This is a genomic window from Bradyrhizobium sp. LVM 105 (assembly GCF_003957705.1).
Classification (GTDB): Bacteria; Pseudomonadota; Alphaproteobacteria; order Rhizobiales; family Xanthobacteraceae; genus Bradyrhizobium; species Bradyrhizobium frederickii.
The window spans coordinates 112,236-128,822 of record NZ_QZMV01000014.1 but is presented as its reverse complement, the minus strand read 5'-3'; the positions used below and the strand labels follow the sequence as shown (position 1 = coordinate 128,822).

The 16,587-nt window shown below is 60.0% G+C and carries 15 protein-coding genes and 1 pseudogene; 3 read left to right on the top strand and 13 right to left on the bottom strand.

The genetic code is table 11. From position 1 onward, the window contains the following. Positions 1-46 precede the first annotated feature (46 nt). Positions 47-736: a Crp/Fnr family transcriptional regulator gene (locus D6B98_RS30205; protein ID WP_245481490.1), complete on the top strand. Its 690-nt coding sequence runs from the start codon at positions 47-49 to the stop codon at positions 734-736. On the opposite strand, the gene atzF is transcribed toward D6B98_RS30205, so the two are convergent. From atzF to D6B98_RS30160, 8 genes and pseudogenes are all read right to left on the bottom strand, one after another. Continuing rightward, on the bottom strand, positions 733-2,109 hold the full coding sequence (gene atzF, locus D6B98_RS30200; protein WP_164718960.1) for an allophanate hydrolase: 1,377 nt from the start codon (positions 2,107-2,109) through the stop codon (positions 733-735). The genes D6B98_RS30205 and atzF overlap by 4 nt on opposite strands. A 614-nt stretch (positions 2,110-2,723) precedes the next feature. Continuing rightward, positions 2,724-3,214, bottom strand: a pseudogene (locus tag D6B98_RS41010) (gfo/Idh/MocA family oxidoreductase); the annotation flags it as partial. Between the two features lie 23 nt (positions 3,215-3,237). Further along, positions 3,238-4,281, bottom strand: coding sequence for an acyltransferase family protein (locus D6B98_RS30190; RefSeq protein WP_164718958.1), 1,044 nt, complete (start codon positions 4,279-4,281; stop codon positions 3,238-3,240). Between the two features lie 399 nt (positions 4,282-4,680). After that, a complete protein-coding gene (locus tag D6B98_RS30180) occupies positions 4,681-6,288 on the bottom strand; it encodes a recombinase family protein (RefSeq protein WP_126260668.1) in 1,608 nt (535 codons plus the stop codon). A gap of 516 nt (positions 6,289-6,804) precedes the next feature. Next, positions 6,805-7,074: a hypothetical protein gene (locus tag D6B98_RS41005; protein ID WP_126260667.1), complete on the bottom strand. Its 270-nt coding sequence runs from the start codon at positions 7,072-7,074 to the stop codon at positions 6,805-6,807. Positions 7,075-7,200: 126 nt separating this feature from the next. Then, positions 7,201-7,929, bottom strand: a complete 729-nt coding sequence (locus D6B98_RS30170; protein ID WP_126260666.1) for an SOS response-associated peptidase — start codon at positions 7,927-7,929, stop codon at positions 7,201-7,203. A gap of 2 nt (positions 7,930-7,931) precedes the next feature. Next, on the bottom strand, positions 7,932-8,381 hold the full coding sequence (locus tag D6B98_RS41000; RefSeq protein ID WP_126260665.1) for a hypothetical protein: 450 nt from the start codon (positions 8,379-8,381) through the stop codon (positions 7,932-7,934). Positions 8,382-8,384: 3 nt separating this feature from the next. Continuing rightward, complete coding sequence (locus D6B98_RS30160) at positions 8,385-8,753, bottom strand: hypothetical protein (protein WP_245481489.1); 369 nt, start codon at positions 8,751-8,753, stop codon at positions 8,385-8,387. 162 nt (positions 8,754-8,915) lie between these two features. Here D6B98_RS30160 and ku point away from each other — a divergent pair, with 162 nt between their 5' ends. Beyond that, on the top strand, positions 8,916-9,845 hold the full coding sequence (ku, locus tag D6B98_RS30155) for a non-homologous end joining protein Ku (protein WP_126260663.1): 930 nt from the start codon (positions 8,916-8,918) through the stop codon (positions 9,843-9,845). On the opposite strand, the gene D6B98_RS30150 is transcribed toward ku, so the two are convergent. From D6B98_RS30150 to D6B98_RS30135, 4 genes are all read right to left on the bottom strand, one after another. Beyond that, on the bottom strand, positions 9,837-10,046 hold the full coding sequence (locus D6B98_RS30150) for a Rossmann-fold NAD(P)-binding domain-containing protein (RefSeq protein ID WP_126260662.1): 210 nt from the start codon (positions 10,044-10,046) through the stop codon (positions 9,837-9,839). The genes ku and D6B98_RS30150 overlap by 9 nt on opposite strands. Before the next feature lie 40 nt (positions 10,047-10,086). Then, on the bottom strand, positions 10,087-10,677 hold the full coding sequence (locus tag D6B98_RS30145; RefSeq protein ID WP_126260661.1) for an NADPH-dependent FMN reductase: 591 nt from the start codon (positions 10,675-10,677) through the stop codon (positions 10,087-10,089). Between the two features lie 64 nt (positions 10,678-10,741). Next, the gene (locus D6B98_RS30140; RefSeq protein ID WP_126260660.1) at positions 10,742-11,407 is read right to left on the bottom strand and encodes a VOC family protein; all 666 of its coding nucleotides are present in this window, start codon (positions 11,405-11,407) and stop codon (positions 10,742-10,744) included. A 41-nt stretch (positions 11,408-11,448) separates the two neighbouring features. After that, positions 11,449-12,498 (bottom strand): alpha/beta fold hydrolase, encoded by a 1,050-nt coding sequence (locus D6B98_RS30135; protein WP_126260659.1) that lies wholly within the window; start codon positions 12,496-12,498, stop codon positions 11,449-11,451. A 330-nt stretch (positions 12,499-12,828) separates the two neighbouring features. Between D6B98_RS30135 and D6B98_RS30130 the strand changes: the two genes are divergently transcribed. Continuing rightward, entirely contained in the window at positions 12,829-13,545 is a 717-nt protein-coding gene (locus tag D6B98_RS30130) for a hypothetical protein (RefSeq protein ID WP_126260658.1), read from the top strand. Between the two features lie 8 nt (positions 13,546-13,553). On the opposite strand, the gene D6B98_RS30125 is transcribed toward D6B98_RS30130, so the two are convergent. Continuing rightward, positions 13,554-16,448 (bottom strand): ATP-binding protein, encoded by a 2,895-nt coding sequence (locus tag D6B98_RS30125; RefSeq protein ID WP_126260657.1) that lies wholly within the window; start codon positions 16,446-16,448, stop codon positions 13,554-13,556. Positions 16,449-16,587: the final 139 nt, after the last annotated feature.

Sequence of the window (16,587 nt, the reverse complement as noted above, 5' to 3'; positions counted from 1 at the left end):
GAGCGCGCAGATGTCAGCAGCAAGCCTCAGGAATACGACCGGCATCATGCTGGCAGGATCGGATGCTCTGGTCGGGTCGCTGCCCAGTCTGCTGGATCCGTTGTGTGAGGCTGACCGGAATCGTGTCCTCGCCATCGGCCGCGAGGAGGTTTTGCCGGCAGGCAAGCATGTCTGGCGTCAGGGCGATCTCCAGACCGGCATTTATCTGATCGAAGAGGGACGTATTCGCAGCTACTACGCGGCTCCTTCCGGACGCGAGGTGACGCTGGCCTACTGGTTCGCCGGCAATTTCGTCGGCGGACCGGATCTGTTCGGTACGGGTGCCCACGTATGGTCTTCGGTTGCCGTGGAACGGAGCCAGGTGACGTTCTTGCCCGGCCCGGCCCTGCGCGCGCTGGCGCTTCAATCGGCAAGCATCGCGGTCGCGCTGCTGGATGCGCTCGCCTTCAAGGCACGGTGCTACTCGGCCATGGCACAAATGCTGGGGACCCGCTCGGTGACCGAGCGGTTGCATCGTCTGCTGGTCTTCCTCTCGAATATCTACGGTTCGCAGCAGGGCCGCGAGATCGTGATCGGGATTCCATTCACGCATGGCGATCTCGCCAATCTGATCGGCTCAACCCGCCAATGGGTGACGGTGCAGTTGTCCCGCATGCAGGCACGGGGCGTCATCCGTTATCACCGCGGCCTGATTGTGATCCTCAATCTGCGCGCTCTCGATCTCGAAGTCGTCTAGGCCGTCGGATATACCTTTAGATCGAACAGTCCGGCCTTCGCATCGGGCAGCCATCGCTCGGCAAGGTCGAGAAGAGCATGGTCGCGCCACGCAGGCGCCAGCAAGGTGATGCCCATCGGCATGCCGTTGCCGAGCGTGGCGTTGGGAACGGCCACCGCGCACAAGTCCAGGAGATTGGCAAAATAGGAGTAGTAACCGAGGCGACTGTTGAGCGTGATGGGATCTTCCATCATCTCCGCGATCGTGAAGGGGCGGGGCGCGGTCGGTACCACCAGGACATCGATCTCCTCGAAAAGCGATTGGATCCGGCGTCGCAGCTTCAAAAGTCGGTGTTGCGCGGTAAACGCATCTGTCGCGTAAAACCGCGCGGCTGCGCTCAGCACGTTGCGGATGACGTCAAGCAAGCCTCCATGATCGATGTCCAGGAGCTTGCTGATCGCCGCATGACGTTCGGCAATCCAGGGCCCTGAAAAGAGCATGTCACCGGCTTCGGCGAACGGCGCGAAGTCGATTTGCCTGGCCTGACCTCCCAGTCCCGAAAGCCTCGTGCAGGCCTGCCTGTAAAGGTCGTTGCATTCGGGCATGCCGAATGAATTCAGATCACCGATGTCGATCTGGCCGAACCGGAATTTGCGAGGAGATGGGGAGGACGAGGGAATTCGCTGGCGGCTATAGGGATCGCTGTCGTCGAATCCTTCAATTAAGGCGAGCAGAATTCGACCCTCGGCAATGGAATTGCAGAAAATCGAGGGGCAATCGAGCGTCGGACAGTTCGGCACGAGCCCCCGGGATGAGACGAGGCCGACGGTTGGCTTGATCCCGATGATGCCGTTGAAGCCTGCGGGAATCCGGCCCGAGCCGCCGGTATCTGTGCCGAGAGCGAAGGCAACATGGCCGGATGCGACGGCAGCAGCCGAACCGGAACTCGAACCGCCGGAAACATAGAGATCGTTGGCCGCGCTGGAACAGGCGCCATAGGGCGAGCGGGTGCCGGACAGTCCGGTTGCGAACTGATCCAAATTGGTCTTGCCAAGACAGATCGCACCTGCGGCCGTCAAACTCTCGACGCATCTGGCCGATTGCGCAGCCACATATTCGAATGACGGACATGCTGCCGTCGTTGGCATGGCCTCGACGTCGATATTGTCCTTGACGCCGAATGGCACGCCGAGGAGCGGCAGGACTTCACCCTCCTCCACTCGCCGCACAAGGGCATCAGCCTCGGCCAACGCTTCTTCCATGGGCCGCACATGGATCCAGCAGTTGCGGCGCCAGTCCCGTTCGATGCGCTCATAGGCGGTTGTAATGGTGGAGGCCAACTCTGCAGACGAGCGGTGAGGTCGGCTCTGCGCGGACAAGATAGCTTGCGGCACGGAATAAACTCCTGAGGGGTATGACCCCATGAATATGAAGCCGCTGCCCAACAATGAAAGCAACTAAGCGCCGGCACGATTCGAACGTGTGGCCTTCACCTTCGGAGAGCAGGCGGCCTGCCGAATTCGTTGTTCCGCATCCAGATCGACCGGCCGCATCGCGATATCCTGAGTCGCTCGTCGGCATGCACCGCGTCCCAGCGAAACTTGCAGTGCTCAAACGTCGGTAAGCGACGGCCCGAAAGCCGCGAACCGGGCGCGGCTAATCGCCTGCTGCTGATTGCGGAGAGGGTCCTCAAGGAGCTTGAGTCGCGCAAGATACCCGGCATTCACGCCGAAAATTGCGCACTTCATAAGGATACTGAATCGCAGTCTGGCGTACAAAATCGCGTAAATGGCGGAGGGAGAGAATCTACAAAAAAACTTGCTCACCCGCTGCATCTCAGGTGCTCTCGGGCGACGAGAGCACCTGAGACTGCACGTATCTCCGATGAGCCAAAGTAGCCCCCCGAGCCGCGGCCGGCCGGCCCTGAATCCGGCGCCTAGGGCCAATGAGAGCCCGTGCAAGGCCGGTCGCGCCACGCCCGCCCGGTCAGCGCGCTACGAAGCGGCTATTAGGTCATCCGGACCCAGGCGCGCTTGGATGCCGAGGGCTTGACCGCAGCATCGATGAAGTTCACGCCTGCCAAGCCATCCTCAAGTGTAAGAAGACTACCCTTTGGCCAGGCTTTTCCCCGACCCTTGCCCGCGCGGATGCGCGCGCTGCCTCAGCATAATCGTCGCGAAACCTTCAAGGTAACCCTCGGGGTGGCCGGAAGGGACGCGGGTAACCCGACTCGCAACGCCCAAAGCGCCGGCGCCGCCGCGGGTCAGGAGCTGCTTGGGCGGCCATAGAGGTGAACCAGAGATGGTTCGGGTTCTCCTGCGCCCATTCGAGGCCGCCCTTGCTGCTGTAGACGCGCAGCGTCAGCCCGTTCTCATTGCCGACGGCGACCTGACTGGCCCACAGCATGCCCTTTGCGCCGCCCTTCCATTTGATAAGGGTTTGAATGTCGTCATCGAGGCGCCTTCCCTCGACGAAGGTCGAGAGCTGCGGGAGCAGTTCGTTTCAACCTCGAGGCAAAGCGTCTAGGCCGTGGCCGCAGATAGCCTGCGTCCTGCAATGAGGTGGGTAATCGGCTTCATCCAAGGGCGCTCCACGAAGACGTAAACGCCATATGCCGCAATCAAGAAGATGAAAGCCCCGATTCCTCGCTCCAGAACGTCACCTAAAGTGGCACCCCACCAGGCGAAAAGCATTGTTCCTAGGTCTTGGTGCAGGAGATAAAGGGGGTAGCTCACCAATCCAACAAGGGCCAAAGGCTTCAAAAACGCAGGCGCGCGGTAACGAGACGCTGCATACAAAGCCGCAGTGCTTATCAGAAGCACCAAAAACCTTGACCAGCCAATCGGTGCGGACGGTTGGCTATAGCCGAGCAGAATGTGACTAAGCTCGAGAACGGCGGCGACAGTCATGCCAATGTAAGCCGCCTTTGTTTCTCCCTTCTGATAGGTTGCAACGCTGAGACCAACGATGAAGAAGGAAAAGAAATCGTTGGAATAAGGATGGGAGGGGTTCGAGAGCAGAAAGCGCACTAGGCAATAGATGCAAACAACCGGCAGCAGATGCTTGCGGAGCCCAACAGCCATAACGAAGGCGCAGAGCGCGTAAAATTGGAACTCCACTTCAAGGCTCCAGAATGCTCCATCCGGCCGGATATAATGGACCTTGGCGATATTGAGCGTCGGCAACGCGACAAGCGTGTATACCGCATCAAACCAGGACGGAACGCGAGCCGGATCTATCATATCCGGAAAGGTGTGCTTCACCGCAGTTATGAAGACAACCGAGATTGCTAGGGCGGGAAGAAGACGCCCAAGGCGCTTGGCGTAGAATTCCCGTGCTGTCTTTGACGAATCGGTGCTGAATGAAATGCAATAGCCGCTGATCGCAAAGAAAAGAAGCACTCCATTGGTGCCCGCCGGGACACCCAGGAAGTGGTAAGCAACAACCCATAAAATAGCGATGCCTCGCAGGCAGTCGATGCCTACTGATCTTTCGGCGGGCAAAATGCTGCTTCCGGCTTGCGCACGAGTCGCGCGCTCGAGTTGGATCCCCTTGCCCGTTTTCACTGATCTCAGCCCCAGTCCAAATCTCGAGTGGAACCCTAGCACTGTCGCGCGGGGCCCGTGAAGCCGGGGCCTTGAATCTAACTGAGGTCCTCCCAGTTCCCTTGGCAGCCCAAGGTGCAACTGTAGCCCCGCAGTACGATGGAGCACCTATCGTTTTCGAAATACCGAAATTTTCCCTTGCGCCGTCGGGCAAAACAGTGGTTGATAGGGTGCTGGTAGTCGCAATGGGAGCCAGCATCGTGGCCGACGGATACGAAAATTCCTCCGAGCTATCAAAGATAGCTAAGCTAAATGGAGACTTCAGAAGGAATTACGGAACGCTCCTCGGAGCGTTCCTTTATCTACGCTCCATTAGCGCGGCCCGCGGTCGCTCTTGGTTCTGGGCCGGCTTGGTCTCGCTCACTTGCTCGGTAGCGTTGACCTGGCTCGGCCGCCACGGTCTGTCTTGGTTAGCCGCCGGGTGATTGCTCGAACAAGAGCATCAAGCGTCTTAAAGCAAACGATCGCGCCACGTCCACGAGCCCGCTCCGAGAATCTTATGGTGCGTTTCACTGTCCCATCCGTTGGTAGCAGGACGTAGTCAAAGATGGCCTGGTTATGCTCAGAAAGCCGAATGGCAGCAATCCATCCAGCGGGAACATGGGAATCACACTGGATCGTCCAATGCGGTGAATGACTGTCAATCTTTCCGGGCGTCCAGCGCGCCGCTCTTACGGATACACACGTTGTGTTGTTTACACGTAGTGAGTCAGTCCATCCGCCAGTGGTGGTTCGACCACCGGCTCTCCTGATTGCGGCGCTGATCCGCGACGCAAGTAATGTCTTCTGCTCGGACCACATTCGACGCGAGTCAAGAAATTCGTAATTTCGCTTTGGGGTGTACCCAAGCAATCGATAGAGGTTCCGCATGCTACCGAAGTGGGTTTGGCATGTCGCTACACAGGGCAGGCCCGGCGTTCGATCAATGATGTTAGTGCTGAGGCGCCCTTCCTTGAGCAATGTCTGGCGTAAACGGATGAGCATCTCTTGCTCGGTGAGGTCGACCCGACGCTCTTTGATGAACTTATTGGCCTTCAAGAAGGTGTCGCGATCAACGATCGGCTCGATGCAACCTTCGCTTCTGATCCACTGTTCCGGAGGATTGTACGTGCGAGCTTGACGAAGCTTCCATGACCGTCGATTAAAAATGAGATTCCCAATGTAGCTTTCATCTCGGAGAACGGCGCCGATCATAACTCGGGTCCACGGCTTGCCGGATCTCGACGGTACCTTTGCCTTGTTGAGCTCCCACGCAATGACCGTCTCGCACTTCACCTTGAGGAAGCGGTCAAATATCCACTTGACTATGGCGATCTCCTTAGGGTCGCCCGGGCGCACTCGGATATGATCGGTAGTGAGGTATTTGCGGTCGCCATTCCTCATAACTCCCTTTGATTGATCCTTCTCGTCAACGAGTTCCCTTACGAGGCCGTAACCGACCTTACCGCAGGGCTTATAGCCGAGCCGAGCAAATCGACACTGACCCGCATAAACCTTAGCAGAGAGCTCACGGCTGTACTCGGCCGCCATCACGCGCTTGATGTTCTTGATGATACTCGCAAGCATGCTGTCATCATTTTCAAATTGCTCAGCGCAATAGGCGATTTTGATGCCAGCGCGCTTGCAAATGAATTCATAATGCGCGCTTTCGTCGACGTCTTGGAAACGCCCCCACCGACTGACGTCGTATACAAGGAGATGACCAAAATCGGTCTGTCCGGCTTCGACATCTTCCAGCAACTGTAGGAGACCAGCCCTGTTTTTGATGAGCAGTCCGCTTTCGCCCTCGTCCTTATAGGTTCTCACGAGCGTGAGATTATGGGCGTATGCGTAGGCTGCGATTGCTGTCGCTTGATTTTGGATCGAGTATTGCTGCCGATCGGTGGACATTCGGACATACTGAGCGGCACGAAGTCCGAGAACCGCCTTCGGCAAATGAGATTTGTGAAGGACCAAAGCCTTACTCATTTCACGCCTCCAGTGGCGGACAAATATCCAGGAGAGAGAACAGAACTCCGGAGTCTTTGGCTGCTCAAGGCCTTCGGCTCGTCACCCTACTTAGGTCTACGCCGGCCGGCCCCTCGCCGGCGTCGAAGTTGGATTCCAGTACACCCGTAGTCCGAAAGGCTCATGCTGGAGCCCTCCGTGTGGGAATGGCAGCCTCCGTCCAGGCGGTGCCTCGAAATGCAAGCCGCACCCGACTAGGCGACCTTCTGCTTAGTCTTCCTGCAAACTCTCGTGTGCATCCCCCAGTTGTACACTCCGTCCTTAGCCAGCAGCATCGCGGAAGCACAAGCCATTTTGCTGGCCTACTTTCGTGCCCCCGCCATTTAGAATGGCATGTCCGTCTTACAGTAAGATGTGTTCAACGCTTCTTCGCAAAGCGTCGAAGGCACTGAATTTTGGTGGCACTCAGGGAGGAGCGACTCTCGCTCGTTTGAGACGTCCGCGCTTTTAGATGATCGCAGTCGTCTCAGGACGCCATCAAACATCTTCAGAAGGACAGTCGGGGCAAGTGTCGCCGATCGAGTCCAGTACGTCCCGCATCTCAGCGGCCGCTTGGTCCGGAGACAGCCCGGCGGGGGGATTCTGTTTCGCGACTTCCATTGCTCTGTGGCGCGAGTGCGGGTCGGCGCGGTCCTGCATCCAACCATGCTCCTCGCACTCGCGGATGGCGCCAGCGTCTTGCAGCACGGAGATCGCCCAACCGCGCAAGGCACGGATTGCCCGCCGTCTTTCTCTTGTCATCAGCATGAAGATCACTCCTGCCGGCAACGAATCGCACCGCCCATCGTTCGTTCCGCGCGGCTAGCACGGGGCAGGGATTCCGTTTTGCCGCGTCTCCAGCTTGTCCACGTGTTCCGTCGGTCTGTGCAGAACCTAAGCTGTGGTAGCTGGGTCTTCCTTCTCGCCGGTAGCGACGATCTTAAGCGCGCCATCAGGAAGAGGCCGCTGCAGTGCTTTGGCCTCGTCCCAGGGAGCACGGAGCCAGGTGTCGTATTCTGCCGTTGTCGTCAGAATCACCGGCATTGCTGTTGGGTGGACGCGTTTCACCTCCGCATTTGGCTCGCAGGTCAGGAAACCGAAAACATCGATCGTGACTGCGCCTTCCTTGACCTTCCGCACTGATGTCCAATTGGTCCAGATCCCAGCAAAGGCAACGAGGGGACGAGACTCGTCGAAGGCGAACCACACCGGCACCCGCTTGCCCTCAATAGTGTCGTACTCTGAAAACGACGTCAGGGGGACAAGACAGCGGCTGTCGCGCCCGAGCCATCGCTTCCAATGCTTGCTGCTGGTATTGCGAATGTTGGTGGTGCCGCCATCCGGTTCCCTCTGCAGCAATTCCTTGAAGTCGACGGTCTTGCCCTTCGACTGGATCTTCTCGGCTCGTCTCTTCGCTGCCTTCATCAGCGCCTCCGATGAAGAGGGCATGCCCCAGCGCGCCATCGCGACTTCCCTTCCGTCAGGCCCATTGCGGACGATCGGAGCCGGGTAGTCAGGAAAGATGCCTGGCATGCTAGGCAAATTGCCGACGCTGCTGTTCAGCGCGCCGAACAGGCGCCGGATCGCCTCCACATTCTTTGTCATCGAGTAGAGATTGCACACGTTCAGGTCTCCGGAAGTGCCAGGCGGGGACGAGGCGTCAGTTGCAGGAGAGTGGCTGTTGGTCGTCGGCCTATCTCAGCACACTTGCTGCAGCGAAGCCTGCTAGCAAGGTCGTGGATGAATGTGGTTGGCGGATGCCGCACCGCAGCCAAATCGACGTCCCTCTTTGTTTTGCACCGCGAGCATTCGATCTCAAGCCACGAGTAGCCACCGTTCACGGCTTGGTCGATCGTGGGGGATGGATCGATCGGGCCTCCATCCGCCCACATCTTCTCGTTCCAGGATTCGCACACCAACTTGTCAGCCTGACGGATCAGAGCTTCGCCCTTGGCGCGGGCGTCAGCCGCTTGCGAGGCGAGGATAGCGGTCATCGCACGGGCCCGGTCCAACTCTTTGCCAAGTGCTTTTCGGTCGGTCCCGGAGAGGGGCGTCGGATGATGCTTGGGCGCCATGGCCTAGTCGAACTTTGGCCAGCAGCCATCCTCTTCGTAACGTCCCGTACGCTGAGTACACGTATTGTCCAATAGCCGCTGACCGACCTGCCGCCAAACAGCGTCTGCACCGTACAGGCGGGTGGCGTCGGCTTTCTGGATCTCGACCATCCTGCCGCACCGGCCGCAGCCCACCCGCAAAACATGTTGAGAAATTTGGCCTAACCGCAGCGCCTGGGTGGACTTGTCCGGCTTGGTCTGCGCGCAAGCGTCATCCAGCAGAGCCTGCCAATATTCGGCCGGCAAATCAGCGCCTGGGGCCAATCCAGGCACCCGCGGCAGGTTTCCGCCGGCCGCAGCGTCCATCTTTTCCATTTGCTTGGGGGTTGGCATGCGCCAGCTCGCGGGTCGATTGGTCATGCCCGATTAGAACATAACATGAACACGAGAGTCGACCCCTTCTCAGGAAAAATGATCCTGCGCGTGCTGTCGCGCGTCGGAACCCGGCACGACCGATCGTCTTGAATCCAGGCGTCCAAACGGAGTTCTGCGTACATGGCACCGCGCGCGAACTGGAAGGGCTTCCTGCGCCTATCCCTCGTCACCTGCCCGGTGGCACTCTATCCTGCCACCTCAGAGAGCGAAAAAATTTCGTTCAACCAGCTCAACCGACAGACCGGCCACCGCATCAAATACCTGAAGGTAGACGCAGACACCGGCGACGAGGTGCCAAACGAGGACATCGTCAAGGGCTACCAGATCGAGAAGGACCAGTTCATCGAGGTCACGAAGGAAGAACTTGAGGAAGTCGCGCTGGAATCCACCCGCACCATCGAGATTGACGAGTTCGTCGACAAGTCTGACATCGATCCCCGTTATCTGATCCGGCCCTATTACCTCCGTCCGGATGGAAAGGTCGGGCATGACGCCTTCGCTGTAATTCGAGAAACAATCCGCGAGATGAATAAGGTGGCAATAGGGCGGGTGGTGCTGACCAATCGAGAGCACATCATCGCGCTTGAACCCATGGACAAGGGGTTGGTCGGCACCCTGCTCCGCTATCCCTATGAGGTGCGCAGCGAGCAAGAATATTTTGACGAAATCCAGGACGTCAAAGTCACAAAGGACATGCTCGATCTCGCGAAGCACATCGTCAATCAGAAGGCTGGCCGGTTCGAGCCTGAAAAGTTTGAAGATCAGTATGAAAGCGCCTTGATTGAACTCATCAATCAAAAGCGAGCCGGCAAGCCGATCACGCCGAAGGAGCGACCACGCGGAGAGAACGTCGTTGACCTGATGGAGGCGCTGCGCCGAAGCGTCTCTGGTGGGGGGGAGAAGCCGAATGCCAAGAAGAAGCCAGTAAAGAAGCCGCGAAAGGCTACGGCCGGCCAAAAAGAAATGCTGATGCCCATCGAAGGCAAGAGGCCGGCGAAAGAGGCAGCGGCAAAGAAGTCCTCCACCAAATCGCAGCGCAAATCAGCATGATGTTCGGTGGCTGCGGATGATGCGATCCGACGTCGCCGGATTGGCAATGTCACCGGCGATGTTCAGAACGTTCTCGTCCGATGACGGCTTGATCGAGCGCGAGTTCGCGATCACGCGGTAATCGCGATCGTGAAACGCCTTGATGAGCTCCGCACCGATCCCTTGGCTTGCGCCGGCGACGATGTTTTGTTGAATACCCATGATATTCTCCGTTGTGTTTGAATGGACGCCTTTCCTAAGATCAATACGGTGGTTGCTTTCGCTGCCGCTGCGCCTTGCCGGCCTCGACCCACCACGTCAGGTCGTCGGCAAAGCGCGGAAACGACTGCTCGAGCGCCTTGCCGCCCTCGCCGGTCGGCAGACCGTCGACTGACAGGGCCTTGCCGATCGGGCCAACCGCGATCGTGCTCGAGATCACCACCATGCCCATTTCGGACAACGTGCCGTGCCAGGCGGTGGCGGCGCGCGCGCCGGACAGGCGCCCGGCCGAATAGCTGACAATGGCGGCGGGGCGCCAGAACCACTCCTCAAGGAAGTGATCGGTGAGATTCTTCAGACCGGGCTGGACGCCCCAATTGTATTCGCCGGTGACGAAGATGAATCCGTCCGCCGCCTTGATCTTCTGCGCCAGCTGCTCAAGCACCGCGGGCGCATGGCCCTTCGGATACTCCTTGTACATGCGGTCAAGCATCGGAAGGTTGACCGCCTTGGCGTCGATCAGTCCGGCGTCGTCACCTCGGCAGCGCAGCTGGTCGACAACGTACTCGGCGAGCCGGATACCCGTCCGGTCAGAGCGATAGGAGCCGTAGAAGACGAGGATTCGGTTGCTCATGGGTGCTACTCCGCAGCGGGCTTGTGAAGGTGCGGTTCGCCGACTCCGGCGAACCGCTGAAGAGTCACTTCGGCAGTGGCTTGCCCGCCTGCTCGTTGACGATGTACTCGGCGTACCAGTCCGGCCAGTTTACGTCGTGCTCCCCGGTCAGCTTCTCATGATCGCCATGGGCTGCCGCCGCGCGGCGGAGCGTCGCCGCGAGCTCGGAGACAGAGGCGAAGGTCGTGTCGCCCTCGACCCGGCCAGGCAGGCGGTTGGTGACTTCCTGCAGCACCCAGCCATTGCCGTCCGGATCGCTGAAGGATGCGAACGAGTGGTAGGTGCGGCGCTGCGGATCCAGGCCGCTGACCCGGACACTTCCGAACAGGTAAGGTTCGTCGGTGCCGGTGTGGACGTTGTCATCGCCGTGAAACACCTCGCTGACCTTGACGCCGCGCGCCAGCAGCTCCTTCCGGGCGGCCTCGATGTCGGACACGATCAGGTACAGACCCTGGGAGGCACCCGGCTTCGCTGGCGTGACGTTCTTGCCGAAAATTACCGAGGCGCCGGAGCCCGGAGGCGTGAACTGGATCACATGGAAGTCGCTGCCATTGGTGAATTCGGCGTCAAAGCGCCAACCAAGGCTCGCGTAGAACTCCTTGGCCCGCGCAACATCCGAGACCGGGATGACGGCGATCTCGAATTTCATGTCCGCCAAACGGACCTTGGCGGGATTGATTGCTACTGTCATTGTTTTCTCCTGTTGTGTGCTGGGTGAATACGTCACGGCGGTCACACTTGCGCTGCGACGTCGAGAACGGCCTGCGCGAATGCGTTCGGCGCTTCCTGGGGAAGATTGTGGCCGATACCACCGGGGATATGCCGGTGCTCGTACTTGCCGGCAAACTTCTTCGCATAGACGGCGGGGTCGGGATGCGGCGCGCCATTGGCGTCGCTTTCCATCGTGATGGTCGGCACGCCGATGGTCGGAGCCTTGGCCAGTTGGGCCTCGAGCGCGTCGTAGGCTTGTTCGCCTTCGGCCAATCCAAGCCGCCAGCGATAATTGTGAATCACGATTGCGACGTGGTCGGGATTGTCCAAGGCCTGTGCGCTGCGCCCGAAGGTGGCGTCGTCGAAATTCCATTTCGGCGATGCAAGCTGCCAGATCAGCCTTGCGAATTCGCGCCGGTTGTTTTCGTAGCCGATACGGCCTCGCTCGGTGGCGAAATAGTATTGATACCACCACTCATGCTCGGCCTTCGGCGAAAGCGGCATCTTTCCGGCCTGTTGGTTTCCGATAAGGTAGCCGCTGACGGAGACCATCGCGCTGACGCGCTGCGGCCAGAGGGCAGCCAAGATATTGGCGGTGCGGGCGCCCCAGTCGAATCCTCCGACGATTGTCTTCTCGATCTTCAGTGCGTCCATCAGCGCGATGATGTCGACTGCAAGAGCCGATTGCTGACCATTTCGAAAGGTCGCGGTTGAAAGAAAGCGGGTGGTGCCGTAGCCGCGCAGATAGGGTACGATGACGCGATAACCTTGGGCCGCCAGGAGAGGCACGACTTCTTCAAAGCTGTCGATATCGTAGGGCCAACCGTGCAGCAGCAAGACAGTCGGCCCACTAACCGGCCCGCTGTCGGTATATCCGACGTTCAGAAGGCCAGCGTTGATCTGCTTCAGATGCTCAGGAGACGCATTGATTGCCAGCGTCCGTGTCGTTGCATTTGTAACTTCCGCTCGGCTCAGATGCGCGACGGCAGAGCCGGTCAATCCAATGCTGGTTGCGAGCGCAGCAGCAGCACCGACGAACTCGCGGCGAGTCTGATTGGCGTCCTTGTGCATAATCTTTACTCCCCGTTGAGGCGTCGTCTCGAACGACATCGGCCTCGTTTGGAAGCGATATGCACCGGATCAGGGACGTTAGCTCGTTAAGGGTTGTTAGACGTTGTCACGCGACGTCGCAGCGACGGAAACTGCGCGCCGGCAATGCGGCCCGATGGTTCCCCCCAACAATCAGAAAGCTTGGGCGTCAGCGACCAGACAAGGCATTGAGGCAAAGGGATTTTGTTACCCTCTGTGCCCTCCAACAGCGATTAACAACACCTAACGGGCCAATTAGAGGCCTTTGCCCGATTGTCTGAGCTATCAAGGCGAACGCTGAAAGGACCCGAAATGATACCGCTGCTCACTGATGCAATCGAGGCCCATGGAGGCCTGAACCGCTGGAAATCTCACCACGCGCTCACCGCCACCATCGTCAGCGGCGGCGACCTATGGGCACTGAAGGGCGTCCCGCAGGACCCTGTCGCGCGAACAATGCGGGTCGAACTGCATCGGCAATGGGCCTCGGTAGCGCCGTTCGGAACTGGCCGGCATACCGACTTCACATCCGATCGCATCGCCATTCTTGCGGCCGACGGCAGCTTGGTCGCCGAACGATCCAATCCCCGGTCTTCGTTTGCGCGGCACGACCTGCGGACGAGCTGGGACCCGCTGCATCGCGCTTATTTCAACGGATATGCGCTCTGGACTTATCTCACCACACCGTTCCTGCTCGCCATGGACGGCTTCGAGGTCGAGGAAATCGAGCCTTGGCGCGAAGGAGCGGAAACCTGGCGCGGCTTGAGGGCCACCTTTCCTGCGAAGATCGCCAGCCACAGCTCTGAGCAGGACTTCTATTTCGGCGAGGACATGCTCATCCGCCGGCACGACTATCACGTGGATATCGCCGGCAGTTTTCCGGCGGCGCAGTATGTCACAGACCCCGTGAACGTGGACGGCATCTGGATCCCCACGCGGCGAAGGGCCTATCTGCGCGGCGACGAACTGAAGCCGATGCTCGATACGCTGATGGTGTCAATCGACCTTTCCGACTTCCGATTCGGCTGAGGCAGCGGCTACTTTGCAGCCTCGTCCAGCACTTCGCGTGCGGCCTTCAGGTCGGCCGTTTCGAAGCCTTCTGTGAAGCGGGCGTAGGTTTCGGCCAGTCCGTCCAGCGGCTTCCCCTTACGTTGCTTGCGCTGAAAGCGCGCCAGCGACGTTTCCGTTCGCAGCCGCCATGACAACGCACCCTGCTTTTCGGACAGCGCGATCGAGGCCGCAAAGCTTGCTTCCGCCGCCTTCAGGTCTCCGCCGCGCGCCTCGAGTTCACCGCGCAGGCGCAGAAGCTCCGGTCCGTCGAAAGCTTCGCCGGCGGGCTCAATGCGGGCGATTGCCTCGTGCAAGACGCGCAGCCCCGCCGCCAATTGACCGAGGCTAGCCAACCCCTGCGACAGGTCGGAAATGAAAGCGGAGGCATACAGTTCGTAACGGTCCGCGTGCAGCCTTGGCAGCGCGGCCTGAAGCAATTCGATACCTTCCTTGACCTCTCCACGCGCGATCATGGTCTGTGCGCGGAAGCCAGCGGCCACGGCCTGATAGGGCGCCAGCGCGTGGTTCGCCGCGTGAGCCGACAGACGACCGGCCATCTGTTCGACCGTGGACCAGTCACCGATCCAACCATAGAGCGACGCAGACCAGCACAGAGCAATGCAGTGCATCACGGCATCCCGCGGCGCAGCCGACCCCGTCAGGGGCCGTGCGCATTCAACCGCCTGATCCGGGAATCCTCGTAACCAAAGCACGCGAGCGAGCGGGATTTGCGGCGTGCGTGCATAAGCAAAATGGCCCGGCTGCATGCGGCGCAGAGCTTCACCGCCCGCAACTCCTTCCTCAAGATGCAGCTGCGCCGCGCGTTGGTCTCCCATCAGGTGATAGGAAACCCCGACCAAGCCTTTGCCGCCGGCAATCCCTGCCGGATCACCGATCGCCTGCGCGGTCCGTTCGGCTTCGAGGGCCAGCGGCAACAAAAGCCTATAGTCGCCAGTCCTGCGATAGAACATGTTCAGCCGCGCCAGCAGCTTGAATCGGCTCGCGCCGTCGCCGATGGCTTCAGCGATCTCGAGACCACGCCGCAGCGCCGTTTCGGCCTGATCGCTGTTGCGCTCGGTGAACATGAAAGCGTGTCCGAGGGTCGCCTGCAGCTCCAGCTCCCATGCACTGCAGCGGCTCGAATCGTCGAGCATCGTAAGCGCGCGGCTCGACCACAAGCGTGCTTCGTCCAGTAAGTTGAGCTCGACAAACAGCTTGGAGCACGCTGCGGCCAGCGGCACGCGCAGTCCAGCGCCCTCATCATTGGCGAAAGCCCACTTCAACGCGGCACGCGCGTCGGAAAACAGCAGCGTCCGAGCTCGCGAACGTAAGGCCTGGTCGCCGCTGTCAGAATCTGCCGCCGTCGTCTCCAGCGCGTGCTGGACATAATGGGCATGCCGGCGCGCCGTACCTGTCGCTTCACCGCTATCGGCGAGTTTTTGCGTCGCATAGGTCCTGGTGGTATCGAGAAGCCGATAGCGTGTCACCGCGCCGTCAGGCCGCACCGCGATCAGCGATTTGGCGACGAGTTGCTCCAACGAATCCACAATGCGCTCTGCCGGACCCTCCTCCTCGCCTGCGACCATGGCCGCGCCCTGCAACGTGAAGGGGGCAGCAAAGATGGCAAGGCGACGGAGAAGGATCCGCTCGCTCTCGCTGATCAGACCATAGCTCCAGTCCAGCGTTGCACCGAGGGTTTGCTGTCGCGGAGGCGCGGTCCGCCGGCCACGCCACTCCAGCTTGAGCCGGCCGTCGAGCAGCGTCACCATCTCGCGCAGCCCATGTGTGCCGACCCGTACGGCGGCGAGCTCGATCGCCAGCGCAATACCATCGAGTTTGCTGCATATCTCAGCGAGGACCTCTGCGTCTTCGTCGGCAATTTCCGAGCGATGGCCCGCCGCGGCAGCCCGTTCAGTAAACAGGCGCGCAGCCGGATAGGCCAACATCTCGCTTGCGCTCAGCCCCGCGCCCTGCGGTGGCCCCTCAAGCGGACCGAGCTCGAAGATCTGCTCGCCTTCCACAAGCAGCGACTCTCGGCTGGTAACCAGTACGCTGACCCCGGGCGCCTGCTGGTGAATACGCTCCGCCATCCCGGCAATTACCTCGACGACATGCTCACAGCTGTCGAGCACCAGCAGCAGGCGACGGTTGCGCAGGTAGCCGACGATGCTGTCGGTCGGATCAGAATGGTGCACCACGAGCCCGAGAGCCCAGGCGATCGTGCCGGCGACAAGCGCCGCATCCTTGACCATGCTGAAGTCGAGAAAGCGAACCTGACCGTCGAATTGCGCCGAGAGCTCGTGGGCCAGCGCGATCGCAACTGTGGTCTTGCCGATTCCACCCGGCCCCCTGAGGGTGATGAAGCGTTCGCGCAGCAAACGCTGCGACACTTCCCGCACAACGTCATCCCGTCCGATCATCCGCTCCAGGCGGTGAGGCAGCACAGGCGAAGGCGTCTCAGGAACGCCCGGGGCCTGCACGGGAAGCGAAACCGCCGGAGGCGCGTCTGCGATGCGCTGCACCGGCGCGACGAAACAATAACCGCGGCTTGGTATGTTCGTGATGTACCGTGCGCCCTCCTTGCCGTCACCGAGTGCCTTGCGGACCTCGGCGATGTGAACCCGCAAATTGATCTCTTCGACGACAAGGCCCGGCCACGCGTGAGCCAGCAGCTCATTCTTCGATACGACATCGCCAGCACGGCTGACCAACAGCCAAAGGATATCCAGCGCGCGGCTACCTAGCTTGACTGGAACTCCATCCCGTTCAAGCAGCCGCGCCTTGTCGTGAAGGGAAAACGGTCCGAAGGAAGCGATGTCTGCATCGTGCGGTGCCCTCAGCTGGCTCGCGCGAGAACCGTTTGATGTTTCAAGTTCGGTCACCTGCGTGCACCCTTATCGATGCTGGCCGACGAAACTGCTGTACCGCGTTTTCCGCCAAAAGGCTCTGCAATGCGAGAAGTAGCCGCACTTATTGCGGCCTGTAAAGTCGGTAGTGGAGGATTAGAGGGCTGTGAAAAGG